This is a genomic window from Saccharopolyspora hordei (assembly GCF_013410345.1).
GTDB lineage: Bacteria > Actinomycetota > Actinomycetes > Mycobacteriales > Pseudonocardiaceae > Saccharopolyspora > Saccharopolyspora hordei.
This window is the reverse complement of record NZ_JACCFJ010000001.1, coordinates 5,643,805-5,669,639: the sequence shown is the minus strand read 5'-3', so window position 1 is coordinate 5,669,639 and position 25,835 is coordinate 5,643,805. Positions and strand designations below refer to the sequence as shown.

Annotated in this window: 25 protein-coding genes and 1 pseudogene; 14 read left to right on the top strand and 12 right to left on the bottom strand. The window is 72.5% G+C overall.

Features of this window, described 5'->3' with window-relative positions:
* Positions 1 to 6 precede the first annotated feature (6 nt).
* A complete protein-coding gene (locus tag HNR68_RS25930) occupies positions 7 to 1,485 on the bottom strand; it encodes an AlkA N-terminal domain-containing protein (protein ID WP_179724324.1) in 1,479 nt (492 codons plus the stop codon).
* Between the two features lie 207 nt (positions 1,486 to 1,692).
* On the opposite strand from HNR68_RS25930, the gene ychF reads away from it, so the two are divergent.
* The 3 genes from ychF (at position 1,693) to cutA (ending at position 3,923) form a co-directional block, all read left to right on the top strand.
* Entirely contained in the window at positions 1,693 to 2,772 is a 1,080-nt protein-coding gene (gene ychF / locus HNR68_RS25925) for a redox-regulated ATPase YchF (RefSeq protein ID WP_179724323.1), read from the top strand.
* Positions 2,773 to 2,935: 163 nt separating this feature from the next.
* The gene (locus HNR68_RS25920; protein WP_179724322.1) at positions 2,936 to 3,469 is read left to right on the top strand and encodes a DUF1648 domain-containing protein; all 534 of its coding nucleotides are present in this window, start codon (positions 2,936 to 2,938) and stop codon (positions 3,467 to 3,469) included.
* A 136-nt stretch (positions 3,470 to 3,605) separates the two neighbouring features.
* Positions 3,606 to 3,923, top strand: coding sequence for a divalent-cation tolerance protein CutA (gene cutA / locus HNR68_RS25915; protein WP_179724321.1), 318 nt, complete (start codon positions 3,606 to 3,608; stop codon positions 3,921 to 3,923).
* Between the two features lie 22 nt (positions 3,924 to 3,945).
* On the opposite strand, the gene HNR68_RS25910 is transcribed toward cutA, so the two are convergent.
* Positions 3,946 to 4,791, bottom strand: coding sequence for a tetratricopeptide repeat protein (locus HNR68_RS25910; RefSeq protein WP_484592939.1), 846 nt, complete (start codon positions 4,789 to 4,791; stop codon positions 3,946 to 3,948).
* Between HNR68_RS25910 and HNR68_RS25905 the strand changes: the two genes are divergently transcribed.
* The 3 genes from HNR68_RS25905 (at position 4,739) to HNR68_RS25895 (ending at position 7,057) form a co-directional block, all read left to right on the top strand.
* Positions 4,739 to 5,224, top strand: a complete 486-nt coding sequence (locus HNR68_RS25905) for a hypothetical protein (protein ID WP_343050412.1) — start codon at positions 4,739 to 4,741, stop codon at positions 5,222 to 5,224. The two genes, HNR68_RS25910 and HNR68_RS25905, sit on opposite strands and share 53 nt — an antisense overlap.
* Positions 5,185 to 5,655: an NUDIX domain-containing protein gene (locus tag HNR68_RS25900; RefSeq protein ID WP_179724318.1), complete on the top strand. Its 471-nt coding sequence runs from the start codon at positions 5,185 to 5,187 to the stop codon at positions 5,653 to 5,655. Before HNR68_RS25905 ends, HNR68_RS25900 begins: the two co-directional genes overlap by 40 nt.
* A 295-nt stretch (positions 5,656 to 5,950) precedes the next feature.
* Entirely contained in the window at positions 5,951 to 7,057 is a 1,107-nt protein-coding gene (locus HNR68_RS25895) for a GtrA domain-containing protein (RefSeq protein ID WP_343050411.1), read from the top strand.
* A gap of 62 nt (positions 7,058 to 7,119) precedes the next feature.
* On the opposite strand, the gene HNR68_RS25890 is transcribed toward HNR68_RS25895, so the two are convergent.
* Positions 7,120 to 7,836 (bottom strand): SDR family oxidoreductase, encoded by a 717-nt coding sequence (locus tag HNR68_RS25890; RefSeq protein WP_179724316.1) that lies wholly within the window; start codon positions 7,834 to 7,836, stop codon positions 7,120 to 7,122.
* 60 nt (positions 7,837 to 7,896) lie between these two features.
* Between HNR68_RS25890 and HNR68_RS25885 the strand changes: the two genes are divergently transcribed.
* The 3 genes from HNR68_RS25885 to HNR68_RS25875 all read left to right on the top strand — a co-directional run bounded on the left by HNR68_RS25885 (position 7,897) and on the right by HNR68_RS25875 (position 10,716).
* Positions 7,897 to 8,421: a MarR family winged helix-turn-helix transcriptional regulator gene (locus HNR68_RS25885; protein ID WP_179724315.1), complete on the top strand. Its 525-nt coding sequence runs from the start codon at positions 7,897 to 7,899 to the stop codon at positions 8,419 to 8,421.
* A gap of 535 nt (positions 8,422 to 8,956) precedes the next feature.
* Complete coding sequence (locus HNR68_RS25880; RefSeq protein WP_179724314.1) at positions 8,957 to 9,700, top strand: alpha/beta fold hydrolase; 744 nt, start codon at positions 8,957 to 8,959, stop codon at positions 9,698 to 9,700.
* A gap of 62 nt (positions 9,701 to 9,762) precedes the next feature.
* Positions 9,763 to 10,716: an FAD-dependent oxidoreductase gene (locus HNR68_RS25875; RefSeq protein WP_179724313.1), complete on the top strand. Its 954-nt coding sequence runs from the start codon at positions 9,763 to 9,765 to the stop codon at positions 10,714 to 10,716.
* 5 nt (positions 10,717 to 10,721) lie between these two features.
* On the opposite strand, the gene HNR68_RS25870 is transcribed toward HNR68_RS25875, so the two are convergent.
* The 7 genes and pseudogenes from HNR68_RS25870 to HNR68_RS25840 all read right to left on the bottom strand — a co-directional run bounded on the left by HNR68_RS25870 (position 10,722) and on the right by HNR68_RS25840 (position 17,948).
* The gene (locus HNR68_RS25870; protein ID WP_179724312.1) at positions 10,722 to 11,018 is read right to left on the bottom strand and encodes a 4a-hydroxytetrahydrobiopterin dehydratase; all 297 of its coding nucleotides are present in this window, start codon (positions 11,016 to 11,018) and stop codon (positions 10,722 to 10,724) included.
* A 91-nt stretch (positions 11,019 to 11,109) separates the two neighbouring features.
* Positions 11,110 to 11,430 (bottom strand): annotated as a pseudogene (locus HNR68_RS25865) (GNAT family N-acetyltransferase); the annotation flags it as partial.
* Between the two features lie 52 nt (positions 11,431 to 11,482).
* On the bottom strand, positions 11,483 to 12,583 hold the full coding sequence (locus tag HNR68_RS25860) for a serine hydrolase (protein WP_179724311.1): 1,101 nt from the start codon (positions 12,581 to 12,583) through the stop codon (positions 11,483 to 11,485).
* The gene (locus HNR68_RS25855) at positions 12,580 to 14,343 is read right to left on the bottom strand and encodes an ABC transporter ATP-binding protein (protein WP_179724310.1); all 1,764 of its coding nucleotides are present in this window, start codon (positions 14,341 to 14,343) and stop codon (positions 12,580 to 12,582) included. Before HNR68_RS25855 ends, HNR68_RS25860 begins: the two co-directional genes overlap by 4 nt.
* Positions 14,344 to 14,494: 151 nt before the next feature.
* The gene (locus HNR68_RS25850) at positions 14,495 to 15,397 is read right to left on the bottom strand and encodes an ABC transporter permease (RefSeq protein ID WP_179724309.1); all 903 of its coding nucleotides are present in this window, start codon (positions 15,395 to 15,397) and stop codon (positions 14,495 to 14,497) included.
* Positions 15,394 to 16,347: an ABC transporter permease gene (locus HNR68_RS25845; protein WP_179724308.1), complete on the bottom strand. Its 954-nt coding sequence runs from the start codon at positions 16,345 to 16,347 to the stop codon at positions 15,394 to 15,396. Before HNR68_RS25845 ends, HNR68_RS25850 begins: the two co-directional genes overlap by 4 nt.
* A gap of 11 nt (positions 16,348 to 16,358) precedes the next feature.
* On the bottom strand, positions 16,359 to 17,948 hold the full coding sequence (locus tag HNR68_RS25840; RefSeq protein ID WP_179724307.1) for an ABC transporter substrate-binding protein: 1,590 nt from the start codon (positions 17,946 to 17,948) through the stop codon (positions 16,359 to 16,361).
* Positions 17,949 to 18,496: 548 nt separating this feature from the next.
* On the opposite strand from HNR68_RS25840, the gene HNR68_RS25835 reads away from it, so the two are divergent.
* The 3 genes from HNR68_RS25835 to HNR68_RS25825 all read left to right on the top strand — a co-directional run bounded on the left by HNR68_RS25835 (position 18,497) and on the right by HNR68_RS25825 (position 21,550).
* Positions 18,497 to 19,183 (top strand): response regulator transcription factor, encoded by a 687-nt coding sequence (locus HNR68_RS25835; RefSeq protein ID WP_179724306.1) that lies wholly within the window; start codon positions 18,497 to 18,499, stop codon positions 19,181 to 19,183.
* Positions 19,180 to 20,544, top strand: a complete 1,365-nt coding sequence (locus tag HNR68_RS25830; RefSeq protein WP_179724305.1) for a sensor histidine kinase — start codon at positions 19,180 to 19,182, stop codon at positions 20,542 to 20,544. Before HNR68_RS25835 ends, HNR68_RS25830 begins: the two co-directional genes overlap by 4 nt.
* A 118-nt stretch (positions 20,545 to 20,662) precedes the next feature.
* Positions 20,663 to 21,550, top strand: coding sequence for an NUDIX domain-containing protein (locus HNR68_RS25825; protein ID WP_343050410.1), 888 nt, complete (start codon positions 20,663 to 20,665; stop codon positions 21,548 to 21,550).
* 227 nt (positions 21,551 to 21,777) lie between these two features.
* Here the strand turns inward: HNR68_RS25825 and trpS are convergent, their stop codons facing one another.
* Complete coding sequence (trpS, locus tag HNR68_RS25820) at positions 21,778 to 22,743, bottom strand: tryptophan--tRNA ligase (protein WP_179724304.1); 966 nt, start codon at positions 22,741 to 22,743, stop codon at positions 21,778 to 21,780.
* 205 nt (positions 22,744 to 22,948) lie between these two features.
* Between trpS and HNR68_RS25815 the strand changes: the two genes are divergently transcribed.
* Positions 22,949 to 23,260 (top strand): YciI family protein, encoded by a 312-nt coding sequence (locus tag HNR68_RS25815; protein ID WP_179724303.1) that lies wholly within the window; start codon positions 22,949 to 22,951, stop codon positions 23,258 to 23,260.
* 43 nt (positions 23,261 to 23,303) lie between these two features.
* On the opposite strand, the gene HNR68_RS25810 is transcribed toward HNR68_RS25815, so the two are convergent.
* Entirely contained in the window at positions 23,304 to 23,486 is a 183-nt protein-coding gene (locus tag HNR68_RS25810) for a hypothetical protein (RefSeq protein WP_179724302.1), read from the bottom strand.
* A 365-nt stretch (positions 23,487 to 23,851) separates the two neighbouring features.
* Between HNR68_RS25810 and typA the strand changes: the two genes are divergently transcribed.
* Entirely contained in the window at positions 23,852 to 25,768 is a 1,917-nt protein-coding gene (typA, locus tag HNR68_RS25805) for a translational GTPase TypA (RefSeq protein ID WP_179724301.1), read from the top strand.
* Positions 25,769 to 25,835: the final 67 nt, after the last annotated feature.

Sequence of the window (25,835 nt, the reverse complement as noted above, 5' to 3'; positions counted from 1 at the left end):
TCGTGGTCAGGACGCCCGCTGCAGCCGCGGTGGTGCGGCTGCCGCAGCTTCCCACAGCAGCACGCCGGCGTAGGAGCGCCACGGGCTCCACCGCCGCGCGTGCTCCTCGAGCGCCGCGGGGTCGTCCGGGAGTCCGAGGGCCTCGGCGCCGCGGCGCAGCGCGAGGTCCCCGATGAGCAGCACGTCCGGCGATCCCAGGACGCGCATGGCGACGTAGCTCGCCGTCCACGGGCCGATCCCGCGGACCTCCTGCAGGTCGCGCCGCAGCTCCGCCTCGTCGCGGCCGGGGTGCAGCGCGAGCCGTCCCCCGGCGACCGCGGTGGCGACGTCGCGGACGGTCTCGGCGCGTCGCCGCGGACCGGGCAGCACCTCCAGCGCCCGCTCCGCGAGCACCTCAGGCGTGGGGAACAGCCTCGTCACCGTGCCGTGCGGGTGCGGGAGGGGTTCGCCGAGCGCGGTGACCAGCCGTTTGGTGGTCCGGCGCGCGGAGGCGACCGAGACCTGTTGGCCGAGCACCGCGCGGACCAGGACCTCCCACCCGTCCACGCTGCCGGGCAGCCGCACCCCCGGAGTGCGCTCGGCGGTGGCGCGCAACGCCGGGTCGGCGCCGAGCACGTCGCGCACCGCGACCGGGTCGGCGTCGAGGTCGAGCAGGCGGCGCAGGCGGGACACCGCGCTGCCGAGGTCGCGCAGGTCGGTCAGCCGCAGCGTGCAGGCGACGTGCTCGTCCTGCGGCCGCAGCGTGGCGACCCCGGTGCCGTGCGGCAGCCGCAGCGCGCGGGTGTAGTGGTCGGGTCCCGCGTCCTCCAGGCCGGTCAGGGCGCGCTGCCCGAGGAAGCGCAGCACGCCCGCGGTGTCGCACGGGGCGCGGAACGGCAGCCGCAGCTGCACGGTGCCCGCCCCGCTCGGCACGGCGTCCTTGCGCTGCGCGCGAGCGCGCAGCGCGGTCGGCGTGGTGCCGAAGACCTCGCGCATGGTGTCGTTGAACTGGCGCAGGCTGGAGAAGCCGGCGGCGAAGGCGACGTCGCTGAACGGGATCGCGGTCGTCTCGACCAGGGTTCGCGCCGAGTGCGCGCGGTGCGCGCGGGCGAGACCGAGCGGCCCGGCGCCGAGCTCGGCGGTGAGCACCCTGGTGAGGTGCCGCTCCGAGTAGCCGAGCTGGGCGGCCAGCCCGCGCACCCCGCAGCGGTCCACCACGCCGTCGCTGATCAGCCGCATCGCCCGACCGGCGAGATCGGCGCGCAGGTTCCACTCCGGGGAGCCGGGCACGGCGTCCGGCAGGCACCGGCGGCACGCCCGGTAGCCCGCGGCCTGCGCCGCGGCGGCCGTCGGGAAGAACTCGCTGTTGGTGCGCTTCGGGGTGCGCGCCGGGCAGGAGGGACGGCAGTAGATGCCGGTCGAGCGGACGGCGTGGACGAACCAGCCGTCGAACCGCGCGTCGCGCGAGGCCACCGCTCGGAAGGCTTCCTCGGTTCCCACCAACACGCCTCCGAGCCTGCCACCCGCAGGGGCCGGTCACTAGCGGGAAACGGACATGGCCGTCGTCGGGCGGTCAGCAGGGCGACGACGAGCACCAGGGCGACCAGCAGGAGGACGGCGAAGACGACTGAGCCGGCGGGACGGTGGCGCGGGCCACCGTCACCGCCCACCGGGGCCGAGGTGGGTGCGGGCCAGCGCCTAGACTCACGGAGCGTGAGCCTCACCCTCGGAATCGTCGGGCTGCCCAACGTCGGCAAGTCCACCCTGTTCAACGCGCTGACCAGCAACGACGCCCTCGCGGCGAACTACCCGTTCGCCACCATCGAGCCGAACGTCGGTGTCGTGCCGCTGCCGGACGAGCGGCTGGACAAGCTCGCCGAGATCTTCGGGTCGGCCAAGACGGTGCCCGCCACGGTCTCGTTCGTGGACATCGCGGGCCTGGTCAAGGGCGCTTCGGAGGGGCAGGGCCTGGGCAACAAGTTCCTCGCCAACATCCGCGAGGCGGACGCGATCTGCCAGGTCATCCGCGTCTTCGACGACCCCGACGTGGTGCACGTCGACGGCCGGGTGGACCCGTCCAGCGACATCGAGACGATCAACACCGAGCTCATCCTCGCCGACCTGCAGACCCTGGAGAAGGCGCTGCCGCGGCTGGAGAAAGAAGCCCGGACCCACAAGGACAAGCGCCCGGCCCTCGAGGTGGCGCAGCAGGCCAAGGAGGTCCTCGACTCCGGCACGACGCTGTTCGCGGCGGGCCTGGGCAAGGACACCCCGGAGCTGCGCGAGCTGAACCTGCTCACCACCAAGCCGTTCCTCTACGTGTTCAACGCCGACGAGGGCGTGCTGGCCGACGAGGTCAAGCAGAACGAGCTGCGCGAGCTGGTCGCTCCCGCGGACGCGGTGTTCCTGGACGCCAAGGTCGAGGCGGAGCTCAAGGAGCTCGACGAGGAGTCCCAGCGCGAGCTGCTGGAGTCGATCGGCCAGGCCGAACCGGGCCTGCACGCGCTTGCCCGCGCCGGCTTCCACACCCTGGGCCTGCAGACCTACCTGACGGCCGGGCCGAAGGAGGCGCGCGCCTGGACGATCCGCCGCGGCTGGACGGCCCCGCAGGCGGCCGGCGTGATCCACACCGACTTCGAGCGCGGCTTCATCAAGGCCGAGATCGTCTCCTACGAGGACCTCATCGCCGCGGGTTCCATGGCGGAGGCCAAGGCCGCCGGCAAGGTCCGCATGGAGGGCAAGGACTACGTCATGGCCGACGGGGACGTCGTGGAGTTCCGCTTCAACGTCTGATCGGAGCTCGGCCCCGCTCTCCTGAGTCCCCTCCGCCGGTCGGTTTCCGCTGAGCGCGCGGCGTCCAGCCGCAAGCGCGTGCGCATTGTGCCCGAGGGCCCGATGACCGGGCGGGGGCGGGTAGGCTGCGGGCGAGATCAGCCGTCCAGTGGGGTGATGCGCGATGCCCGCCGAGCCTCCGCCGCGGTTCCCCTGGCTGTGGTTGGTGCCGAGCCTGGTGCTCCTGGTCGCCATGGGCGCGTGGGGAGCGGTGCGGTACCCGCAGCTGCCCGAGTCGATCCCCCAGCACATCGGGCTGGGCGGGGTCGATGCGTGGACGAGCAAGAGCATCGGTTCCGCCTTCCTCCCGGTGTTCCTCCACCTGGGCCTCACGGTGCTGTTCGCCGGCATCGCGTTCGGCGTCGTGCGGACCGCCCCGGAGGAGGAACTCCCCTCCGACCGTCCGCCCAGCGCGATCAAGCGCCCCGCCACTCGGGCCTCGGCCGCGCGGCTCGCCAAGGCGGTCCTGGCGTGCACCGCCGGGCTGGGCGTGGGGCTGCTGCCGCTGTGCGCGGTGCAGTGGCGCACCGCTCCGAGCTCCGAGACGCCGTGGTGGTTGCTCCCCCTCGTGCTCGTGTGCTTCTTCGGCGCGCTGGTGCCGTTGATCGTCGCCGCGCAGCGGGACCGGGTGGAGAAGCGGGTGCGCGCGAGTCGGTGACCGCACGGTCAGTCCCGGGATCGTTCTTGAGCCGCCGGGAAGGGGATCCGGCGGAGTTCGTTGGCGCCCCGGGTGGTGCAGCGCGCCGGTCGTCTCGTTCTGGCCGCGTGATCGAGTCGCTCGGTACGCTCGACGCATGGCCGAACACGCGATCGTGGTGACCACAACGGACAGTGAGGACAAGGCGCGCGAGCTGGCGTCGAGCGTGATCAACGCGAAGCTCGGGGCCTGCGCGCAGATCGTTCCCATCACCAGCGTCTACCGCTGGGAGGGGAAGGTCGAGACGGACCCGGAATGGCGAGTTGAGATCAAGACGGCCGCGGACCGGGTGGCCGATCTGACCGACCACCTGAAGAAGATCCACACCTACGACGTGCCGGAGATCGTTGCCACCCCGATCGAGGGTGGCTCGGCCGAGTACCTGTCGTGGGTGGTGGACGAAACCCGTAGCTAGGTCTTCTGGAGCAGGTTCTCAGTCAACCGCTCGCGGGTCTTCGCACCGCTTCCACGTCCGTGGGCAGGCAGGAGTTCCACGACCTCCCACAGCCGGTCCAGGGCAAGGCGAGGCTGCCGAGACGCGACGGCGTGAAGAACGCGGTCCAGGGCCGTTCGGTCTCCGGCGAGGCGTGGTCGAAGACGCTCATCGCACGGTCCAGCGCTCGAAGTGCCCGCGCATCCCCGCCTTGGGCGTACTCCTCCGCGAGTCGGCCGAGGACCCATGCCTGCGTCGCCGGTGCGGAGCCTCGCACACGTTCGGCCGCGTCGTTGAGCTCGTTGATCGCTTCCGCGGTGTTGCCCTGGTTGCTGACCAGGTACGACCAGTACGTGAGAACGCAGGCCGCCAGCGGGCCGTCACCGGCTTCCTTCGCGTTGTCGAGTGCTGACTGGTAGAGGCGCAGGGCGTCTCGGTGCCGGCCGAGGTCGAACAGCGTCCAGCCGGCAAGGGCCTCGGTCTCTCCGATGGCCGTGACCAGGCGTCGCCTGAGCGATTCGTTCGCGGTCGTGTCGATGATCGCCGCAAGCTCCGCCCGGTGCTGCATGAGCGACTGGACGAGCTGGCGGGCAGGTGAGGTCTCTTCGGTTCGGAAGAAGGTCGCCGTGCGGTTTTCAGCCGACTCACGGCGAGCTGGGCGAACTGGCCCGGTGCAAGACCGACGTGTACCAGGGCCACGCGCTCGCGTGCGTGATCGCAGCCGACCGGTACCACCACTGGCGACGGAGATCCGTCCCCGTGTACAGCAGGGTGAGATCGTGCTCTGCGATCGGTACGTGGCCTCGTCGTACGTGCTGCAACAGATGGATGGCGTGCCGTTGCCGTTCATCGAATCCCTAAACGGTCATGCCGACCGGCCGGACCTGGCGGTCATGCTCCTCACCGACGCGGCTGAGGCCGCCGCCCGCGTCGCAGCACGGGGTGCCCACGATCGGTTCCAGGCCGGGATCAGCACGAGCCGGATCGAAGCCCGGATGTACCGCGACGCCGCCTCCTACCTCGCCGGGCGTGGGGTGCCGGTTCTGACGATCGACACCACCCGTCGTGACCCTCGCGGGGTCGTGGAGCAGGTAGCCGAGCGAATCGCCGAGCGGATCACCGAGAACACCCAAGGTGCCAGCGGTCAGGAGGCCACGGCGTACGCTGCCGCCTGTCCGGGCGCGCTACCCGTCTGGTGCGCGCCCGGCATGGCCGCAGACCACGAACACGAGGATCGACCGCCGTGCCCGATCGCCACATCATCGATGTCCACGTTCTCCTGATCCGCGACGCCGAACTGCTCCTCACCGAGCGACGGGGCGGCCAGTGGGACCGAATGTGGCACCTGCCATCCGGCAAGCTTGACGCGGGCGAGGACATCTTCACCGCAGCCGCCCGCGAGGCTGAAGAAGAGGTCGGGGTCCTGATCAACCCGGCCGATCTCGAACATGTTCACAGCATCCACGTCGCGGGCTCTGGCCCCGAAGCTAGGATCGGGCACTTCTTCGTCACGACACGATGGATCGGCGAGCCCACCAACCGGGAACCCGAGAAGTGTCATGGACTGGGCTGGTTCGACTTCCACAGCCTGCCCGCAAACATCATCGAATACCCGGCCGCCGGGATCGACGCCTACCGCCGCGGACTTCGCGGGATGTCGCTCCTGGGCTGGCATGGATCCCGACCGTCACCTGTCGGCACAGAATCCCCCTGAACCGCGAGGTGGTGGTTGACGAGCGCGACGACCAGCTCCGCCCCCTTGTCCGGCACGCTGATCGTCCGCTGCGGCGGTGGTTCTCCGGATCCGGGCCGCCGATCGTCGGTATGCCTGCTGGGCGATGGTGATCGCGTGGAAGGCGCGGCGTCGCGCTCGGACCGTTCGAGCGGACGCCCACGCTGCCCCCTGTGAACCCAGCGTGACCTGGGTAGCCCTGGGTGAGTCGCCGAGGGTGGGGAGCGCCGCGATGACGAAGGTGAGAGGTCCGAGGAAGACGGTGACCGTGGGAGTGGTGGCTGATCCAGTGGCCGCGCCTGCGGAGATCGCAGACCAGCTCGGCCACGACCTGCCGAGACTGCTGTCCGAACGGCTGGCGGACGACTGCGAGTGGCGCGTGGACGTGCACCGCGAGCAGTTGCCGCCCAGCGACGACCGCCACACCGAGATGATGGACATCGCCGGCGAGCGGATGCGGCAGCACGGGTGGGACCTCGTCGCGTGCATCACGGACTTCCCGCTGCGCAGCGGCCAGCAGCCCATCGTCGCCGATGTGAGCACCGAGCGCAGGATCCTCGTGGTGTCGCTGCCGGCACTCGGAGGCATGGCGTTGCACCGCCGGGTCCAGAGCCTGGTGACTCAGCTCATCGCCGACATGTGCACCCCGGGCACTGCCACGGAGGGGGGTGAGGAGCGCCGGCGTCGCCGACTGCCCTGGCTGCCCGACCGCTTCCGGTGGGTCACGCCGGACCAACGCGACGTCGACATGCGCGTGCTGGCCTCGCGAGGCCCGCTGAGGCTGTTGATCGGCATGGTGCGGGACAACCGTCCGTGGCGGCTGGTGTTGGGGTTGACCGGACCGCTGGTGGGGGCGTTCGCGTTCAGCGCCTTCTACCTGATCAACACAACGGTCTGGCGACTGGCCAGCACGATGACGCCGCTGCACCTCGTGGCCGCGGCGCTCGGGTCGGTGGCTGTCATGGTCGGGTGGCTCATCGTCTACCACCGGCTGTGGGAGCCGACCGAGGGACGGCCCGCGAACGAACGCGAAGAGGCGGTGCTGTTCAACGCTTCCACGGTGCTGACCCTGGTCATCGGGGTGGGGTGCATGTACGCGGCGCTCTACGTCGTCAACATGATCGCGGCTGGTGTGGTCCTCACTCCCGAGGTGTTCGGACAGTACGTCGGGCCCGGTCCGGGGTTCGGTGACTACGCCGTCGTCATGCTGCTGGTCACGGCGGCGGCGACCGTCGCCGGTGCGGTCGGTTCCGGCTTCGAGAGCGAGGACTCGGTCCGCGAAGCCGCTTTCAGCTACCGCGAACGCGAACGCCGCCAAGCCCTGCACGACACGACGACCCGACGAGAACGGCAAGAACGCCGTGGCGGCTCCTCGGAAGGCTGACCGGGCGCTCCACGGGTGGCGGTCGCAGTGCTGATCACGGGCCGGACGCGGTCGGTGGAACGTCAGCGGGTGGTGAACGCTCCGCCGTTGAGGTGGAGGTTCTGGCCGGTGAGGTGGCGGGACTCGGGGGAGAGCAGGAACAGGGTGAGGGCCACGGCGTCGTCCGGGGTGCCGTTGCGGCCGATCGCCGTCTGCCGGCGCAGCTGCTCGGCGCGGTCCGCGTCCAGTCCGGGGCCGAAGAACTCCGTGTCGGCGATGTAGCCCGGCGAGATGCAGTTGACCCGGATGTCCTGCGGGCCGAGGGCCGCGGCGAGGCCGACGGCGTAGGAGGCGACCGCTGCCTTCGCCGGGCCGTAGTAGCCGACGCCGTGCTCGGCGGCGATCGAGCCGTACAGCACGATCGACGCCCCGGTCGGCATCAGCGGGCGCAGCGCGGTGACGGTGAGCGCCGCCGAGGTCAGGTTCCCGGCGATCGTCTCGTCGAGCAGCGCCTTCTCCTCGTCCAACGACGTCGGGTCCGGGCGGCCGATCGCGGGGTTGCCGCCCGCGCAGTGCACGAGCCCGGTCACCGGGCCGTCGACGGCCTCGACCAGCTTGCGCACGTCCGCCGGTGCCGAGTGGTCGCAGGACAGGACCGCGATCCCGCCTCCGCTCGCCGCGGCGAGGTCGTCGAGCGGTGCGCGCCGCCGGCCGATGGCCAGGACCTGCTCTCCGCGGGCGTGCAGCGCCAGCGCGATCGCGCGTCCGATGCCGGTACCGCCCCCAGTCACGATGTGCACGGATGCCTCCGTCAAGGCTCGGGGAGAAGTTCGTTAAGACCTTAATGTAGACTCGCGACCATGGGCAAGGCCGACCGTGCTGCGGCGATCATGGCTGCGTGGCGGCGTGAGCGACCGGACCTCGACCCGGCGTCGGTCGCGATCGTCACGCGCATCTGGCACCTGGCGAAGTTCTTCGGTGACGACCGGCGGAAGCTGTTGGGGCAGCGGGGCATCGACCCCTCGCTCATGGACCTGCTGGAAACGCTGCGGCGCAGCGGCGAGCCCTACGCGCTCACCACCCGGGAACTCGCGGCGCAGTCGGCCGTCACACCGGCGGCCATCTCGCAGCGGCTCGCTCGCGCCGAGCAGCGGGGGTGGGTCACCCGGGAACCGGCGCGCGGGCGCGCGGTGCTCGTCCGGCTCACCGACGAGGGCAAGCAGGTCGTGGACGACACGGCCGGGGCCATCTTCGACCACGAGGGCGATCTCCTCGGCGCACTGTCCGAAGAGGACAGGAGCGTCCTCGCCGAGCTGTTGCGCGAGCTCTGCGTGGACCTGGTCGGCGACGCGCCCACCGTCCACGTCGGCGATGGGAGCCCCTGAACACGGAACTCAGGCGCGTCGACGTGGCACCAGCTCGTGGGGGTCGGTGTCGATCCCGTGGGGAACTGGGCGCTGTAGGGCGTCGCGGCAGATCCCGGCCAGGGCGTGGACACCGTCCCACTCGTGCCAGGTCCGGTTCCGGCCGGTTGCGGGCGTCAAGCCGGACGGTCGTCTCTCCTTCGACTCCGACGCCCTCGGGGGCCTGGCGGGCGAGCTCGGCAGTGAGTCCGGGGACGAGGCGGCCGTGCCAGGACCGCTGCGGGGTGTCGTGAAGACGAGGGCTCCCTCGACCAGCTCGGTGTGCCGGGGTGCCTCAGGCAGGCGATCGAGGTCCTCCGCCCCTGGGGTCGCAGTGACGAACGGCTCGCCGATCTCCGTGAGATCCGGCTCACGCGATGTTGACCCTGACACCAGTGGCAGGCTCTAGCGTTCCGTGGTGGGCGCCTCGGTGCTCGACCTTCGGGGATCGGCGCGGCGCCGCACTGGTTCGCGGTCGGGGTCCGATGGGGGGCTCCTGGAACGGGAGGACGATTCGATGTCGCTGTCCTACGAGGTCCGTGGTTCGGGGCCGGGGTTGTTGCTGGCGCACGGAGCGGGTGGGTCGATCGCGGCCAACTTCCCGTTCCTCGACGAGCTCGCCGCGGAGCGGACCGTGGTGGCCCCGGACTACCCCGGTTCGGGCGCGACGCCGCGCGCCGAGCAGCCGCTGGAGCTGGACCGGCTCGTCGACGACGTCGTCGCGACCGCGGACGCCGCAGGGGTGGGGACCTTCGCGGTGCTCGGGTACTCGATGGGCACGGCGGTGGCGGTGCGGGCCGCCACCAAGTACCCCGATCGGGTCACTTCGCTGGTGCTCACGGCCGGGCTCGCCCGGCCCGACCAGCACCTGCACCTCACCATCGACCTCTGGGAGCAGCTCCTCGACGACCGGGACGCGCTCGCGCGGTTCCTGCTGCTCAACTGCTTCGGGCCGGAGGCGCTGAACGCGCTCGACGACGTCGACGAGGCGCTGCGGACGACGGCGGACGGGGTGCCACCCGGCGTCGGCGACCACCTGGCACTGCTGCGCACCATCGACACCCGCGCCGACCTGCCCCGGATCTCCGTGCCGACGCTGGTCGTCGCGACCACCCAGGACACGCTGGTGCCGCCGCACCACTCCCGGGAACTGGCGCGCGCGATCCCCGGGGCGCGGCTGGTCGAGGTCGAGTCCGGGCACCTCATCGGCGCCCAGGCCCCGGACGCGTGGCTGGCGGCCGTCCAGGGCTTCCTGCGGTGAGGCGGTGAGCGGCGCGGTTCGCAAGCCGCCGAACTCGGGCGATCGCTGCTAGCGTTGCGAGGATGACCGCAGAACCGGTGCTGGTGATCGGCGCGGGAGTGCAGGGGCTGACCTGCGGCGTCGTGCTCGCGGAAGCGGGCTGGGACGTGCGCGTGCGGACCGCGGACCGGCCGCGGGAGACGACCTCGGCGGCAGCCGGTGCGATGTGGGGGCCGGCGCAACTCCGGCCCGCCGATCGGGTGTTGTACTGGGTCACCCGCGCGCACGCCGAGTTCCTCGCGCTCGCCCGCGACGAGTCCTCCGGGGTGCACCTGGCCACCGGCCGGATGGCCGCCCGCTTCGACCTGGGCGAGGCGGTCCCGACCGAGGCCCGGTTGATCCCCGACCTGCGGCGCTGCACCCCGGAAGAACTGCCCGAGGGCTTCGTCAGCGGGTACCGGGGGACGCTGCCGCTGATCGACATGCCGCGCTACCTCGACCACCTGGTCGCCCGGTTCCTCGACGCCGGGGGAGACCTGCAGCGCAGCCCCGTGCAGACGCTGGCCGACGCGGCCGCCGAGGCCAGCACGGTGGTCAACTGCACCGGCGTGGGGGCGCGCGAGCTGGTCGGCGACCCGGGCGTGCAGCCGGTGCGCGGCCAGGGCGTCGTGGTGCGCAACCCCGGCATCGACGAGTACTTCATGGAGCTCACCGACTCGGCGGACTTCGCCGCCTACATGCCGCACGGCGACCACGTGGTGCTCGGCGGGATCGCCGAGGGCCAGGAGTGGAAGCTCGACGTGCGTCCGGAGGTGAGCGCGGGCATCCGGCGCCGGTGCGCGGCGATCGAACCGCGGCTGGCCGAAGCCGAGGTGCTCGACGAGAAGGTCGGGCTGCGGCCCTGGCGGGAGTCGGTGCGGCTCGAGGTCGAGCGGTACGAGGGTGCCCGGATCATCCACAACTACGGGCACGGCGGCAGCGGCGTGGCGCTGTCCTGGGGGTGCGCCTTCGAGGTCGCCGACCTGGTGGCGGGCTGAGCGACTCAGGACGTCAGCTGCTCGACCACGTTGTCGATCTCCCGCGCCAGCGAGGTGTCGTTGGCCGTGATGCCGCCCTGGGAGTGCGTGGTGCAGTGGAACACCACGGTGCGCCAGCGGATGTCCATGTCCGGGTGGTGGTTCTCGCTCTCCGCGATCTCGGCGATGCGGGTGACCGCCTGGATCGCCTGCGGGAAGCTGGCGAACTCCACGGTGCGGGACAGCCGGCGTCCCTCCTGGCGCCACTCCGGGAGGTGCTGGAGCGCCTCGGCGACCTGGGTGTCGGTGAGCAGTTCGGTCATGGGGACATGGTGGCGGCTCCCCGCGCCGAACTCCACCGCAGCGGTCAGCCCCGCCGTTCAGGTAGGTGGCGTCGGGTTCGGCGAAGCCGAACGCGCGGTAGAGGCCGTGGGCGTCGGCGGTGTGCAGCACCCAGCGGAAGTCCCGGCCCGGGCCCTCCTCCACCATGGCGCGCACCAGCGCCTCGCCGACCCCGTGGCCACGGGCGTCCGGGTGGACGATCACGTCGGCGAGGGAGCCGTTGCCCACCCCGTCGGAGAACGCGCGGGCGAACCCGATCTGCTCGCCGTCGGGCTCGCGGTAGGCGCCGACCCCGCCACGCCCGGTCGACCTGCTCCTCGACGTGGGCTCGCTCGCGCCCCCTGCCCAGCACGCGTCGGTGGACAGCAGGTGCCGGACCGCGTCGCGGTCCACCCGGTCCCGCTGCGTCGGCGGCCACCGACGGATCACTCCGCCGTCTCGACGGTCACAGGTCGGCGTGCAGGGCGGTCAGCAGCCGGTGCGCCCGGTCGTCGAAGCCCTCGGTGCGCATCAGGCAGGGGCTGAACGCGAACGCGACGCGCTCGCCCGGCCAGCAGCCGAACAGCGAACCACCGGCACCGCTGTGCCCGAACCCCTCGGCCACCGGCCCGTAGGTCTCCAGCTCGTCCTGGAGCTCGTACCCCAGCCCGAACACCAGCGGCCGTCCGGTGCCCGGGTCCACACCCCGGCTCTCCTCCCGGCTGACCCGCTCCAGCGTGGCCGCGCTGACCAGCTCGCCGCACACCAGCGCCGAGTAGATCGCGGCTATGCCCCGGGCCGATGCCATCGCGCCGCCGCCCGGCGTGCCCGTGGTCCACCACTCCGGGGTGTTCCACGGTGCGTCCTCGCCCACCAGCAGCGGCGGGTTGCCGTACACCCGGTCCCGGTGGGCCAGCGCTTCCGGGGTGTCCAGCCGGTTGGCGACCTGGTAGTCCGGTGCGCGCCAGCGGCGGCCGGTGCGTGGCCACTCCGCTTCCGGCAGGCCGAGCCAGAAGTCCGCACCCAGTGGCTCGGCGACCTCGGCGCGCAGGAACTCGCCGACCGCCCGGCCGTCCACCCGGCGGACGAGCTCGCCGGCCAGCCACCCGAAGGTGAACGCGTGGTAGGCCGTCGTCGAACCGGCCGGCCACAGCGGCGCTTGCCCGGCCAGCAGCGCGGCCATCGTCCGGTCGTCCGCCGCCTCCTCGCGCGTCACCCGGCGCTGCGGGTACGGGAGCCCGGCCGAGTGGGAGAGCAGCTGGCGCACCGTGACGTCCTGCTTGCCCGCCGCGCCGAACTCCGGCCAGGAGCGCACCACCGGCGCGTCCGGGTCGAGCGCGCCGCGGTCGACGAGCAGCGCGATGCCGGTGGCCACGATCCCCTTGGTTCCGGAGAAGACCGGCATCAGCGTGTCGGTCGTCATCGGTTGGGTGGCCTCGGGGTCGCGGTGCCCGGCCTGCAGGTCGAGGACCTGCTCGCCGTCGCGGAACACGGCGAACGCCGCCCCCGCGCCGTCGGCCTCGACCACCGCGGCGAACTCCTCGGCGACCCGGTCGAACCCGCTCACCGGTCACCCAGCCGGAAGTGGGGCGCGTCGGCCAGCAGCGACCGCGTGTACTCGTGCTGCGGCGCGGTGAACAGCTCCTCGGCCGCGGCCTGCTCCACGATCCGGCCGTCCCGCAACACCGCCACCTGCTGCGCGATGTTGCGCACCAACGCGATGTTGTGCGTGACGAAGACCAGCGCCAGGCCCATCTTCTCGCGCAGGTCCTGGAGCAGGTCGACGATCGCCGACTGCACCGAGACGTCCAGCGCGGAGGTGATCTCGTCGCAGATCAGCACCTCGGGCCGGGTGACCAGCGCGCGGGCGATCGCCACCCGCTGCCGCTCGCCGCCGCTGAGCTGGTCCGGGTAGCGGTCGGCGATGTCGGGGCGCAGCGCGGCCAGCTCCAGCGCCTCGAGCACCCGCTCCTCGGTGCTCCGGTCGTCGGGAGCGCCCAGCACCGAGATCGGCTGGGCCACCAGGTCGCGGACGCGGCGGCGCGGGTTCAGCGACTCGTAGGGGTTCTGGAACACGTACTGCACCTGGCGGCGCTGCTCCCGCGTCCGCTTCGCGCTGCTCGGCGGGAGTTCGGTGCCGCGCAGCAGCACCGATCCCTCGTGCCCGGGGTGCAGTCCGGCCAGGCAGCGCGACAGCGTGGTCTTCCCGCTGCCGGACTCGCCGAGCAGCGCCAGGCAGGAACCCGCAGCGACGGACAGCGAAACGTCGTGCAGCACCGGCGAACTCGTGTACCAGGCGCGGACGCCGCGCACCTCCAGCACCGGTTCCGCCGCCTCCGGCGCGGTGTCCGCGGGCCGCGGCGCGGCGACCAGGCGGCCGGAACGCGGGTGGTGGCACCGGATCTCGTGCCCAGGCGAGACCTCGTCCACGCCGGGAACAACGCTGCGGCACTCGTCGGTGGCTGCGGCGCAGCGCGGCGCGAACGCGCAGCCGGCGGGCCGGTCCAGCGGGGACGGGGCCTGGCCGTCGATGGCCTGCATCGCGCGCTCGCCGTCCAGGTCCGGCACCGCGAGCACCAGACCCGCGGTGTAGTGGTGGCGCGGCTCGGTGAGCACGTCGCGGGTCGGACCGCTCTCCACGATGCGGCCCGAGTACATCACCGCGATCCGGTCGGCCAGCTCGGCGACCACCGCCATGTCGTGCGAGACGTACACCCCGGCCGTGCCGTGCCGCGCGCACATCTCGCGGACGGTGGCCAGCACCGTCTTCTGCGTGGTGACGTCCAGGCCGGTGGTCGGCTCGTCCAGCACCACCACCTCGGGGCGGCCGACGAACGCCATCGCGATCGCGATCCGCTGCTGCTGGCCGCCCGAGAGCTGGTGCGGGTAGCGGCGCAGGAACTCGTCGTCGTCCGGCAGCGCGACCTCGGTGAGCACCTGCTTGATCCGCGTCCGGGCGGCGGCGCCGGAGGCGTCGTGCACCGCCTCGGCGAGCTGGGTGCTCAGCCGCAGCGCCGGGTTCAGCGCCGACGCCGGGGACTGCGGGACGTAGGCGACGCGGCGGCCGCGCAGCGCGGCGGCCTGCTTGGCGGGCAGCGCGGTGAGGTCGGTGTCGCCGATGCGGATGCGGCCGTCGGCGATGCGCGTGCCGCGCTTGCAGTAGCGCAGCACCGCCAGGCCGAGGGTGGTCTTGCCGGAGCCGGACTCGCCGATCAGGCCCAGGACCTCGCCCGGTGCCAGGGTGAGCGAGATGTCGGTGACGATGGCGGCGTCCGAGGGAACTCCCCGGACCTCCAGGCCGACGGCGTCCAAGGCGGGGGCGGTCATCGACACCTCCAGGGGTGGTGGGGGAACGCGCTCCCGAGGTGGGAGGAGAACGCAGCGGGAGTGGCTCGGTGTGCGGTGGTCCTCCACGACGTCCCGTCCAACTCCCGTGGACGTCGCGGAACCACCGGCGGGGGTGGGAGGTCGGTGGGCATCAGCGGGCCTTCTCGATGCCGCGGTCGACGCCGGCCACCGAGCGGGCCAGGCCGTCGGCGACGAGGTTGGTGCCGATGGTCAGGACCGCGATCGCCACGACCGGCAGCGCCACCGCCCACGGCTGGACCGTCAGCGCGATCCGGTTCTCGTTGATCATCAGGCCCCAGTCCGCGGTCGGCGGTTGCAGGCCCAGACCGAGGAAGCTCAAGCCCGCGACCAGCCCGATCGAGTAGTTCAACCGCAGGCCGAACTCGACCAGCACCGTGCCGGTGACGTTCGGCAGGATCTCACCGAGCAGGATCCGCAGCTTGGACAGCCCGATCGCCTCGGCGGAGGCGACGAAGTCGCGCTCGGCCACCGACAGGGTCGCCGCCCGCACCACGCGCATCACGCGGGGCAGGTGGCTGCCGCCGACGACCAGCACCAACAGCCACAGCTGCGGGCCGACCACGCTCACGAACAGCAGGGCCAGCACGACCTGCGGGAACGCCAGCGCCACGTCGCCGAAGCGCATGAGCACCTCGTCCAGCCAACCGCGCCGGTAGCCCGCGTACATGCCCAGCAGCGCGCCCAGCCCGACGCCCAGCAGCGTGGCCAGTGCCGCCAGCAGCAGCAACGTCCGCCCGCCGTGCAGGAACCGGGTCAGCACGTCGCGGCCCAGGTTGTCGGTGCCGAACCAGGTGTTCGCGGTCGGGTCGGAGAACGGGGTGTCGACGAACTCGGTGGCGGTGTGCGGGGCCAGCAGCGGTCCGACGACCGCGATCGCCACCACGAGCCCGGACAGCGCCAGCCCGACCTTCGTGCGCGGCAACCGCAGCGCGGCCCGCCAGACCCCGAGGGGCCGCGGCGCGGGCGGGGAGGCAGCGGTCGCGGTGCCGGTGCTCTGTGCGGTCGTGGTCATCGCGCGGCAGACCTCACCTTCGGGTTGGCGGCCAGACTCACCACGTCGGCCAGCAGGTTCACGACGATGTAGACGGCGGCGATGGCCAGCGTCAGCGTCTGCACCACCGGCAGGTCGCGGTTGTTCACCGCGTCCACCAGCGCGAACCCGATGCCGGGGAAGCGGAACAGGAACTCGACGATGACCACGCCACCGGCCAGCCAGGCCAGCTGCAGCGCGATCACCTGCGCCACCGGGCCGATCGCGTTGGGCAGCGCGTGCCGCAGGACCACGGTCCGCTCCGGCAGGCCCTTCAGCCGGGCCTGCTGGACGTACTCGCTCTCCAGCACCTCGATCATGGTGGCGCGCATGATGCGCACGATGTACGGCGAGACCGCGAGCACCATGGTCAGCGTCGGCAGGACCAGCTGCACCGGATCGCTCCACGCCGACCCGGACCCGGTCATCACGTAGACCGCGGGCAGCAGGTTCAGCGCCCCCGTGGACAGCAGCAGCACCAGCAGGATGCCGACCACGAACTCCGGCAGCGACGCCAGCACCAGGCTGACCACCGACGTGGCGTGGTCGAAGGCCTTGTCCCGGCGCAGTGCGCTGTAGGTGCCGACCAGGACGGACAGCGGCACGCTGATCACCGTCGCGCACACCATCAGCGCCAGCGAGTTGTTCAGCCGCGCGCTCAGCAGCTCGGTCACCGGCATGCCGTTGGAGTAGGACTCACCGAGGTCCAGCCGGAGCAGGTCGCCCAGCCAGGAGGCGTACTGCAGCCACAGCGGATCGTCGAGGTGCAGCTGCGCGCGCAGTGCGGCCAGCCGCTCCGGGGTGGCCTCGCGACCGAGGATGGCGCGCGCCGCGTCACCGGGGAGCGCCTGGGTGGCCAGGAAGACCACCACGGACACCGCCCAGAGGATCACCACGCCGAGCAGGACGCGCTTGAGAAGCATGCGACTCATCTGGTGCCCCCTCACTGCGCCAGCCAGGCGTGCCGGAAACCGTAGGAGTTGAGCGGGATCCCGCTCTTGTCCGGGGCGAGCCCGACCACGCGGACGCTGTGCGCGTCGAGCTGGTTCGGGAAGCCCCAGACGATGTAGCCGCCGCTCTCCCACTCGATCTGCTGCGCCCGCGCGATCAGGTCCCGGCGACGCGCTTCGTCCGTGGTGGCCCGGGCTTCGCGCACGAGCCGGTTGAACTCCGGGTGGTCCCAGTGGGTTTCGTTGTACGGCGAGTCGGGCAGGCTGCCGGAACTGGCTTGCGCCAAGAAGTTCCGGGTGAACCAGAAGTCCTGGGCGAAGTCCCAGGACAGGTACGCGTCGCCGAAGAACTCGCCGGTGTCCACGCGGCGGATGGTGACCGTGATCCCGGCGTCGGCGGCCTGCTGGGCGAACACCTGCGCGGCCTCCACCACGCCCGCGGCCACCGGTGAGGTCACCAGCTCCACGGTCAGGCCCTCCTTGCCGGCCTCGCGCAGCAGCTGCCGGGCCTTGGCCACGTCGCGCCGGCGCTGGGGGAGCGCGGAGTTGAACAGCGGGTCGGCCGGGGCGTAGAGGTCGTTGCCGACCCTGCCGTGCCCGCCGAGGACCTGCCGGACCATCTGCTCGCGGTCCACGACCAGCCGGAACGCCTGCCGCACCCGCACGTCGTCGAAGGGCGGCCGGTCCACCCGCATGGTGAACGGCAGCCACGAGCCGGTCTCCGACTCCAGCAGCCGCAGGTTCGGGTCGGCGTCGAGCACCCGCAGCAGGCCGAGCGGCACCTGGTCGATGGCGTCGACCTGGCCGCCGAGCAGCGCGTTGATCCGCGCCGTGTCGTCCGGGAAGTCGATGATCACCAGCTCGTCCACGTAGGGCTCGCCGTCCCGCCAGTACCGGGGGTTCTTGGTGAACAGGCTCTGCTGGCCGGGGTCGAAGGAGTCGTGCCGGAACGGGCCGGAGCCGACCGGCCGGGCCGGGTCGTAGTCGACCGGCACGATCCCGTTGGAGTACTCGGCGAACTGGTCGGGCAGCGTGACGTCCGGTCGGGACAGGGTGAGCCGGACGGTGCGGGAGTCCATCGCCCGCATCGCGCCCAGGTCCAGCGAGCTCAGCCCGACCGCGCCGTTCTTCGGGTCGTCCGGGTCGGCGATCCGGCGGAGCGAGTGGATGACGTCCTCGGCGGTGACCGTCTTGCCGTGGTGGAACTCCACGCCCTCGCGCAGCCGGATCGTCCAGGTCGTCGCCTGCGGGTCGGACTCGACGGACTCGGCCAGGGCGGGCCGGATCCGGTAGTCGTCGTCGTGCTCGAGCAGGGTGTCGTAGAGCTGGAAGGTCCGCGCCTGGTCCGGGTGCGTGACGGCGGTGTGCGCGTCCAGGGTGTCCTTGCTGGACCCACCGACCACGCCGACCCGCAGCCGACCGCCGTACCGAGGGGGACCGGAGGGCACCGGCGCCTTGCGGACGGCACCGCCCGCGCACCCGGTGACCAGCGCGCCCGCGCCCACCGCGCCCGCACCCGCCGCGACGTACCGGAGGAAGTCGCGACGGCTCGGGGTGGTGCCCGACTGTCCTCTGCTCACCATCCGGGCGGTACCTCCTGTGTCGCGCGGGGACGTGCGCCGGCTCGCCCGCGCTCGTTCCGGGCGGCCCGGCAGTTCCCCGCCGTTGCTGCGATCCGATGCGCTACTGATTGACCAGTCAATCGATCGCATCGACCTTCGCGGACGCGAACGGGGCTGTCAAGACGCCATGTGCTGGGTAGACATGTCAAGACCCCGGCGATCGGTGGTGACCCGGCCTTGCGCTGCCTTGCTACTTTCGCAACGCGCGGTCGCACCGGCGGACCCGGCGTGGCCATGGGTTTCGCCGCTCCGCGCCCGGGTGCGCCGGTGGCCGCCGCCCCCGCTGCGGAGCGCTCGCGGGCGCGCGCACCACCGGCGAGGCATCTCACACCCCGCGCGGTGCGCCCGGTGACGGGTGGTCGTCAGTCCGATCCGGACGGTGCTCGCGGCCCGCGGCGTCGTGCCGGGTGCGGTCCCGATGCTGAGACCCGCCTGAGAAACCGGTGTCCGCCTGAGAACGTGCTGAGAGTCGATGTCCGGCCCAGCGGCTGATCGGCATGCTGGTGCGCATGGTGCCGCGCGTGTTGGTGGTGGACGACGAACCGGGGGTCCGGGCGGCGCTGCGGCGCGGCCTCTCCGCCGAGGGCATGGAGGTGACCGTCAGCGGGGACGGCACCGAGGCGCTGCGCCTGGCGCTCACCGGCGCCTTCGACGTCGTCGTGCTCGACGTGATGCTGCCCGGGCTGTCCGGCTACCGCGTGCTGGAGCGGGTGCGCGAGCAGGACGTCACCACCCCGGTGCTGCTCATCTCGGCGAAGAACGGCGAGGTCGACCAGGCCGACGGGCTGGACCTCGGCGCGGACGGCTACCTGGTCAAACCCTTCTCCTTCCTCGTGCTGGTGGCGCAGGTCCGCGCGCTGCTGCGGCGACGCGACACCGCCGGTCGCCAGGCGTGCCTGCGGGTCGGCGAGCTGGAGATCGACCGCGCGGGCCGCGAGGTGCGGTGGGCCGGGCAGCCGGTCGCGCTCTCGCCCCGGGAGCACGAGTTGCTGGTCGCGCTGGCCAGCCACCCGGAGTCGGTGGTGCCCAAGGACGACCTGCTGCGCATGGTGTGGGGCGAGGAGCAGTACGTCACCCGCAACGTCGTCGAGGTCTACATCGGGTACCTGCGCCGCAAGCTCGCCGCGGTCGGTGCCGGTGAGCTGGTGCAGACCGTGCGCGGACAGGGGTACCGGGTCTGCGCCCATCCGGCATGACCGGTCGCCTGCGGCGGTGGTGGCGGCGCCGCACCATCCAGTTCCGCACCAGCCTGGTCGCGGCCGCCGTCGCGCTCATCGGGCTCGGCGTGATCGCGCACGCCAGCACCAGCGTCGTCGGCTGGCTGCTCATCGAGTCGGTGGACGCCGACCTGCAGCGCACCGCGACCGCGACCGCGCACCAGCTCGAGCAGGGGAGTCCGCCGGCGACGGTGGCCCGGCCGGACGTCCGCGTGCTCGACGTCTCCGGGCAGCCGCTGGACGGCCTGCCCGCGCCCGGCTTCCCGTACTGGCAGGTCGAGCAGCTGCGCGCGGGCAGCGGGGTGCTCGACCTCGACCCGCCGACCGAGCTGCACCGCTGGCGCGCCGTCGTCGTGCCGTCCCCGGACGGCCAGCCGCTGCTCGTGGCCACCGGCGCCCGGCTGGTCGGGTTCGTCGACGCGGCGGGCAAGACCGGGCGGCTGCTGGGCTTCGGCTCGATCCTCGCCGCCGGGCTCGTCTGGCTGGCCACCTGGCTGGTGGTGCGCCGCGCGCTCCGTCCGGTGGAGCGGATGCGCCTGGCTGCCGCCGAGCTCCCGGAGGGCGAGCGGCTGCCGGTCCCGGAGGCCGCCGACGAGATCCGCGCCCTGGCCCAGGAGCTCAACACGATGCTCGCCCGGCGCGACGCGGACACCGAGCGGCTGCGCCGGTTCACCGGCGACGCCGCCCACGAGCTGCGCAACCCGGTCGCCTCGATCCGCGCGCAGGCCGAGGTCGCCGTGGTGCACCCGGACCCGCACCTCGCCCAGGAGACCCTGCAGGACATCGCCGGCGAAGCGCAGCGGTTGTCCGCGCTGGTGGAGAGCCTGCTCGCCCTGGCCCGGGCCGAGCGCGGGACGGGACCACCGGGACAGCCGGTCGACGTCGGCTCCGCCGCCCGGGCGGCCGCGGACCGGCTCGCACCGCCGGGCGGCCCGCCGATCGCGGTCGAGGTGCCGAGCGCGCCGGTGCTCGTGCTCGCCGACCCGGCCGAGGTGTCGGCGGTGCTGGACAACGTCGTCGGCAACGCGCTGCGCTACACGCGGACCGTGGTGCGGGTGTCGGTGTTCGCCGACGGCATGGGCGCCTCCGGTGCGGGGTGGGTGTGGTTGGTGGTCGACGACGACGGGCCGGGGATCCCGGAGGAGCACCGCGTGCGGGTGTTCGACCGCTTCTACCGCGTCGAACCGGACCGCGCGCGCAGCACCGGTGGTGCCGGGCTCGGCCTGGCGCTCGTGGCCGACGCGGTGCGCCGCCGGGGCGGCACGGTCCGTGCCGCGGCGTCGCCGGAAGGCGGTGCGCGGATCGAGGTGCGCTGGCCGAGGCACCAGCCGCTGAGTTGACCCGCGCCGGCCCGACCGTGCCGGTCGGCCGCGACGAGCAGGAGCGAGACCGCCGTCGTGCCGGGGCGAGGAGAGGCGGTCCTGGTCGGCCGGACCGGGTCGGGCAAGATGTGTGCACGTGTCGGTTCTGCGGAGCACCGGACTGATCCAGGCCCCCGTCGCCACGGTGGGGGCCGCACTGCGGCACACCAGGACCGCCGAGGTCGGCCTCGCGGAGCTCGGGATCCACGGCCACGCCGCCACGCGCCCCGCCGCCCTGCTCGTGCCCGGTGATGAGGTCGTCTTCCACACGAGGATCGCCCGCCTCCCGATCGATCTGACCACTCGGATCGTGCGCGCCGACGCCGACGCGATGAGCACCGTGCTGGTCTCCGGCCTGCTGCCGGAGCTGCGGCACGAGTCGGTGCTCGCCGAGGCCGGGCCCCGGACGCTGCTGACCGACTCGGTCCACTGGACGACCCCGTTCGGGCCGCTGGGGCGGCTGGCCGACGTCGCGATCGGCCGCCGCTTCGTGCTGAACGTGCTGGCGGTGCGGATCGCCGCGGTGCGCCAGCTCGCCGAGTCCTGGGCGAGCAGGCCGGTCGTCGTCGGCGCTGCCATCGTCCACAAGGGACGGTTGCTCGCGCAGCGGCGCAGCTACCCCGCGCCGGACGCCGGGCGGTGGGAACTGCCCGGCGGGCGCGTGGAGCCCGGTGAGGACGAGCCGGCGGCGGTCGTCCGGGAGTGCCGGGAAGAGCTCGCCGTCGACGTGCGCCCCACCGGCCGGATCGGCACCGACGTCCCGCTCAGCAACGGGATGCTGCTGCGCATCCACGCGGCCGAGCTCGTCGACCCGACGGCGGTGCCGAGGGCCGTGGAGCACCACGAGGTCCGCTGGGTCGCCGCGGAGGAGCTCGCCGACCTCGACTGGTTGGACGCCGACCGGGTCCTGGTCCACTCCCTCCGCGAGCTGCTGGCCGACTCCTGGCGGGCGCAGCAGGCAGCCCCGGACGAGCGGGGCCGGTAGTCGGGAACGGTCCGGTCGGCCGCGGCGTGCGTCCCGCGGGCTCGGTCCGGGAGCTGCTGGTCGGGTCGAGTGCGCGCACGGGTTCCCTCCTCGCGACGATGCGGACGATCACGCGGTCCAGGGTCCGGGCGTCGATCACGTGTTCGCAAGGATTACCGCTCGAACTGGTGAACGAACGGGCCAGTGGATGCCCCCTCCGTGTGGCACGGAGGGGCTCGCGGCGTGGGTCAGCGCAGCCCGGTGACGCGGAAGGCGGCTTGCAGGCGCGGCCGGGCCCGGTCGGCCGCGCGCTTGGCGCCGTGCATCCGCACGCGCTCCAGCTCCGCCGGGTCGTCCAGCAGCTCCAGCGTGCGCTCGCGCAGCGGTCGCAGTTCCTCGATCACCGCCTCCGCCACCACGTCCTTCAGCTCCGCGTAGGTGCTCACCGAGCCGGCCGCGGTGTACGGGCTGGCCCCGGTGCAGGCGGCCAGCACCTCCAGCAGGTTCGCCACCCCGGGCTGCTCGTCCGGGTCGAAGCGGACCCGGTCGAGCCCGTCGGTGGTGGCCCGCCGGAACTTGCGGCGGACCACGTCGGGCTCGTCGAGCACGAAGACCACGCCGGGCGACTGCGTGTTCGACTTCTCCATCTTGCGGCCCGGATCGGCCAGGTCGCGCACCCGCGCCGCGGTCCTCGGCACCACGGCCCGCGGGACGGTGAACACCTGGCCGTACTGCGCGTTGAACCGGCGGGCCAGCGTGCGCGCCAGCTCCACGTGCTGGTCCTGGTCGCTGCCCACCGGCACCTCGTCGGCGCCCTGCAGCAGGATGTCCGCGGCCATCAGCACCGGGTAGGTCAGCAGGCCGACCCGCGAGCCGTCCTTGCCGGCGCCCCGCTCCTTGAACTGGACCATCCGGGAGGCTTCGCCGTACGAGCAGGTGCACTCGAGGATCCAGTTCAGCGCGCCCAGCTCACCGGCCAGGTCGGACTGGACGAACAGCGAGTCCGGGTCGATGCCCGCCGCGAGCAGCACGGCGAACTGCTCGCGGGTGAGGGAACGCAGCCGCTGCGGGTTGTGCGGCGTGGTCATGGCGTGCAGGTCGGAGACGAAGAACAGGTCCGACGGTTCGCGCTCGGCAGCCCACCGCCGGACGGCGCCGAGGTAGTTGCCGAGTTGGACGTGGCCGGACGGGGTGATCCCGGACAGGCGGGTCATGGGGCTCTCCTGTGGTCGGCGCCGCCGCCGGGAGCGACCTGGCACTGCTCGGCCGCCCGGTCGGACGGCCGATGTGCTGTGCGTCAGTGCGCTGCGTCGCGGGGCCGCCCGGAGGCGGCCCACCAGTTGTTCGAGAATGCGCGCACGGTTCGATGCTACCGCTCTTTGATCCGCAGCGGTCAAGCGGAAGAGCTACCGTGGGGCCATGTTCGTCGTTCTGCTGCACTACACCGCGCCGGAATCGGACATCGACGCGTATCTGGTCGATCATTACGAATGGGTGAGCCGGCACTACGACGCCGGCGATTTCATAGCCGCGGGTCACCGACACCCCCGCAGCGGGGCGGTGATCATCGCTCGCGCGATGGCCCGCGGACGCCTCGACGCGATCCTCGCGACGGACCCGTTCGCCCTGCACAAGCTGGTCCGCTACGAGGTGATCGAGTTCCACGCGCTGCGCACGGTCCCGGAGTTGGCCAAGTACGCCGATCCGCTCATGCCGGCCGCCCACAGGTGATGTGAAAAACCGGTCCACGACCACGGCGGGCGCCGTGGCGAGATCAACCCGCGCTCTTCTCCTCGTCCTTCTCGGCCGCTTTCTTCTTCGCCTTCTTCTTCGCTTTCTTGACCTCTTCCGCCTTGGCTTCGCGGAGCAGGTTGCGCAGGGCCACGATCGGGCAGCTCCCGCACGGCGGCTTCGAATGGCAGCACTTCTTCTTGACCTTGATGGTGCCTTTGCCCACGGTGCTTCTTCCCACGCGGAGACGGGGTCGCCGCTCAGGGTAGGCGAACCTAACCCGTTCGGGCGAACATGATGTTGCTCCCGGGTCCCGGGTGTTGCGCTGAGCACGCGGCGGCCGGACCCGCGCAGCGTTGCACTACGCTGGACCGAGCCGCGCGTCGACGCACGCGTCCCACCGCCGGTGGGGCGCCGACCGGAAAACAGCTCCGCAGCAGCGGCGCGGTGGAGCCGCGGCAAGTGCCCCACCGGGCACCAGGACCAGGTGACAGCGCGCGCCCGTGGCGCGCAGCGCCAGCACCCGCACCCGGCCCGCAGTCGACGAACCGCCGCGTGCCCGCTTTCCGCGCCGAGCCATGGAGTACCCGCGTGTCCGCCACCAGCGTCGCCGCCCCCGCCCGCAGCGATCTCCGCAACGTCGCGATCGTCGCGCACGTCGACCACGGCAAGACCACCTTGGTGGACGCCATGCTGCGCCAGTCCGGCGCCTTCTCCGAACGAGCCGAGCTGGTCGACCGGGTCATGGACTCCAACGACCTGGAGCGGGAGAAGGGCATCACCATCCTGGCCAAGAACACCGCGATCCGCCGGGAGACCGGTTCCGGTCCGGTGACCATCAACGTGGTCGACACCCCCGGTCACGCCGACTTCGGCGGTGAGGTGGAGCGCGCGCTGTCCATGGTCGACGGCGTGCTGCTGCTCGTCGACGCCAGCGAGGGCCCGCTGCCGCAGACCCGGTTCGTGCTGCGCAAGACGCTGGCCGCCGGGCTGCCGGTGATCCTCGTGGTGAACAAGGTGGACCGCCCGGACGCCCGCTGCGCCGAGGTCGTCGAGGAGACCCACGACCTGCTGCTGGAGCTGGCCAGCGAGCTCGACGGCGAGGTCGAGCTCGACATGGACGCGATCCTGGACCTGCCGGTCGTCTACGCCTCCGCCCGCGCCGGTCGCGCGTCCCTGGCCCAGCCGACCGACGGCGAGCTGCCCGCCGAGGAGGACCTCACCGCGCTGTTCGACGTGCTGCTCGAGCACGTGCCCGCGCCGGTCGCCGACGTCGAGGCCCCGTTGCGCGCGCTGGTGACCAACCTGGACGCCTCGTCGTTCCTCGGCCGCATCGCGCTGTGCCGCATCCACTCCGGCACCCTGCGCAAGGGTCAGACCGTCGGGTGGTGCCGGGCCGACGGCACGGTGGAGAAGGTCCGGCTCTCCGAGCTGCTCATCACCGAGAACCTCGACCGGGTGCCGTGCGCGGAGGCCTCCGCGGGCGACCTGGTCGCCATCGCGGGCATCCCGGAGATCACCATCGGCGACACCATCGCCGACCCGGACGACCCGCAGCCGCTGCCGCGGATCACCGTCGACGACCCGGCGATCTCGATGACCATCGGCGTGAACACCTCGCCGCTGACCGGCCGCAACGGCGGCACCAAGATCACCGCTCGGCTGGTGAAGAACCGGCTGGACGCCGAGCTCATCGGCAACGTCAGCATGAAGGTGCTGCCGACCGAGCGCCCGGACACCTGGGAGGTGCAGGGGCGCGGTGAGCTGGCCCTGGCGGTGCTGGTGGAGACCATGCGGCGGGAGGGCTTCGAGCTCACCGTGGGCAAGCCGCAGGTGGTCACCCGCACCATCGACGGGCAGCTGTGCGAGCCGTTCGAGCGGCTGACCATCGACGCGCCGGAGGAGCACCTCGGCGCGATCACCCAGCTGCTGGCCGCGCGCAAGGGCCGGATGGAGACCATGGACGGCCACGGCACCGGGCGCATCAAGCTGGAGTACGTGGTGCCCTCGCGCGGGCTGATCGGCTTCCGCACCGAGTTCCTCACCGAGACCCGCGGCACCGGCATCGCCAACCACGTCTTCGAGGGCTACTTCCCGTGGGTGGGCGAGCTGCGCACCCGGCACACCGGGTCGCTGGTGGCCGACCGGTCGGGCTCGGCGACCACCTACGCGCTGCTGCAGCTGGCCGACCGCGGCAGCTTCTTCGTGGAGCCCGGCAGCGAGGTCTACGAGGGCATGGTGGTCGGGGAGAACCCGCGCGCCGAGGACCTCGACGTGAACATCACCAAGGAGAAGAAGCTCACCAACATGCGCTCGTCCACCGCGGACGAGCTGGAACGGCTGGCCAAGCCGCGCACCCTGGGGCTGGAGGAGGCCCTGGAGTTCTGCGCCGCCGACGAGTGCGTCGAGGTCGGCCCGGAGGCGATCCGGGTGCGCAAGGTGATCCTCGACGGCACCACCCGCGCCCGTGAGCGGGCCCGGGCCAAGGCGCGCGACAACAACGCGTGACACCCCGCCCCACCGGCCGCTGACCAGCGGTCGGCGGGCGGTTCACGGTGTCCTCGCGGGGGCCGGG

Excerpts from the sequence above, each read along its gene's own strand:
- cutA (WP_179724321.1), top strand. The coding sequence starts at position 3,606 with ATGGCCGAACACGCGATCGTGGTGACCACAACGGACAGTGAGGACAAG.
- HNR68_RS25850 (WP_179724309.1), bottom strand. The coding sequence starts at position 15,397 with ATGACCACGACCGCACAGAGCACCGGCACCGCGACCGCTGCCTCCCCG.
- HNR68_RS25855 (WP_179724310.1), bottom strand. The coding sequence starts at position 14,343 with ATGACCGCCCCCGCCTTGGACGCCGTCGGCCTGGAGGTCCGGGGAGTT.
- HNR68_RS25875 (WP_179724313.1), top strand. The coding sequence starts at position 9,763 with ATGACCGCAGAACCGGTGCTGGTGATCGGCGCGGGAGTGCAGGGGCTG.
- HNR68_RS25835 (WP_179724306.1), top strand. The coding sequence starts at position 18,497 with ATGGTGCCGCGCGTGTTGGTGGTGGACGACGAACCGGGGGTCCGGGCG.
- HNR68_RS25885 (WP_179724315.1), top strand. The coding sequence starts at position 7,897 with ATGGGCAAGGCCGACCGTGCTGCGGCGATCATGGCTGCGTGGCGGCGT.
- HNR68_RS25845 (WP_179724308.1), bottom strand. The coding sequence starts at position 16,347 with ATGAGTCGCATGCTTCTCAAGCGCGTCCTGCTCGGCGTGGTGATCCTC.
- trpS (WP_179724304.1), bottom strand. The coding sequence starts at position 22,743 with ATGACCCGCCTGTCCGGGATCACCCCGTCCGGCCACGTCCAACTCGGC.
- HNR68_RS25910 (WP_484592939.1), bottom strand. The coding sequence starts at position 4,791 with ATGAACGGCAACGGCACGCCATCCATCTGTTGCAGCACGTACGACGAG.
- HNR68_RS25830 (WP_179724305.1), top strand. The coding sequence starts at position 19,180 with ATGACCGGTCGCCTGCGGCGGTGGTGGCGGCGCCGCACCATCCAGTTC.
- HNR68_RS25840 (WP_179724307.1), bottom strand. The coding sequence starts at position 17,948 with ATGGTGAGCAGAGGACAGTCGGGCACCACCCCGAGCCGTCGCGACTTC.
- HNR68_RS25815 (WP_179724303.1), top strand. The coding sequence starts at position 22,949 with ATGTTCGTCGTTCTGCTGCACTACACCGCGCCGGAATCGGACATCGAC.
- HNR68_RS25870 (WP_179724312.1), bottom strand. The coding sequence starts at position 11,018 with ATGACCGAACTGCTCACCGACACCCAGGTCGCCGAGGCGCTCCAGCAC.
- HNR68_RS25880 (WP_179724314.1), top strand. The coding sequence starts at position 8,957 with ATGTCGCTGTCCTACGAGGTCCGTGGTTCGGGGCCGGGGTTGTTGCTG.
- HNR68_RS25920 (WP_179724322.1), top strand. The coding sequence starts at position 2,936 with ATGCCCGCCGAGCCTCCGCCGCGGTTCCCCTGGCTGTGGTTGGTGCCG.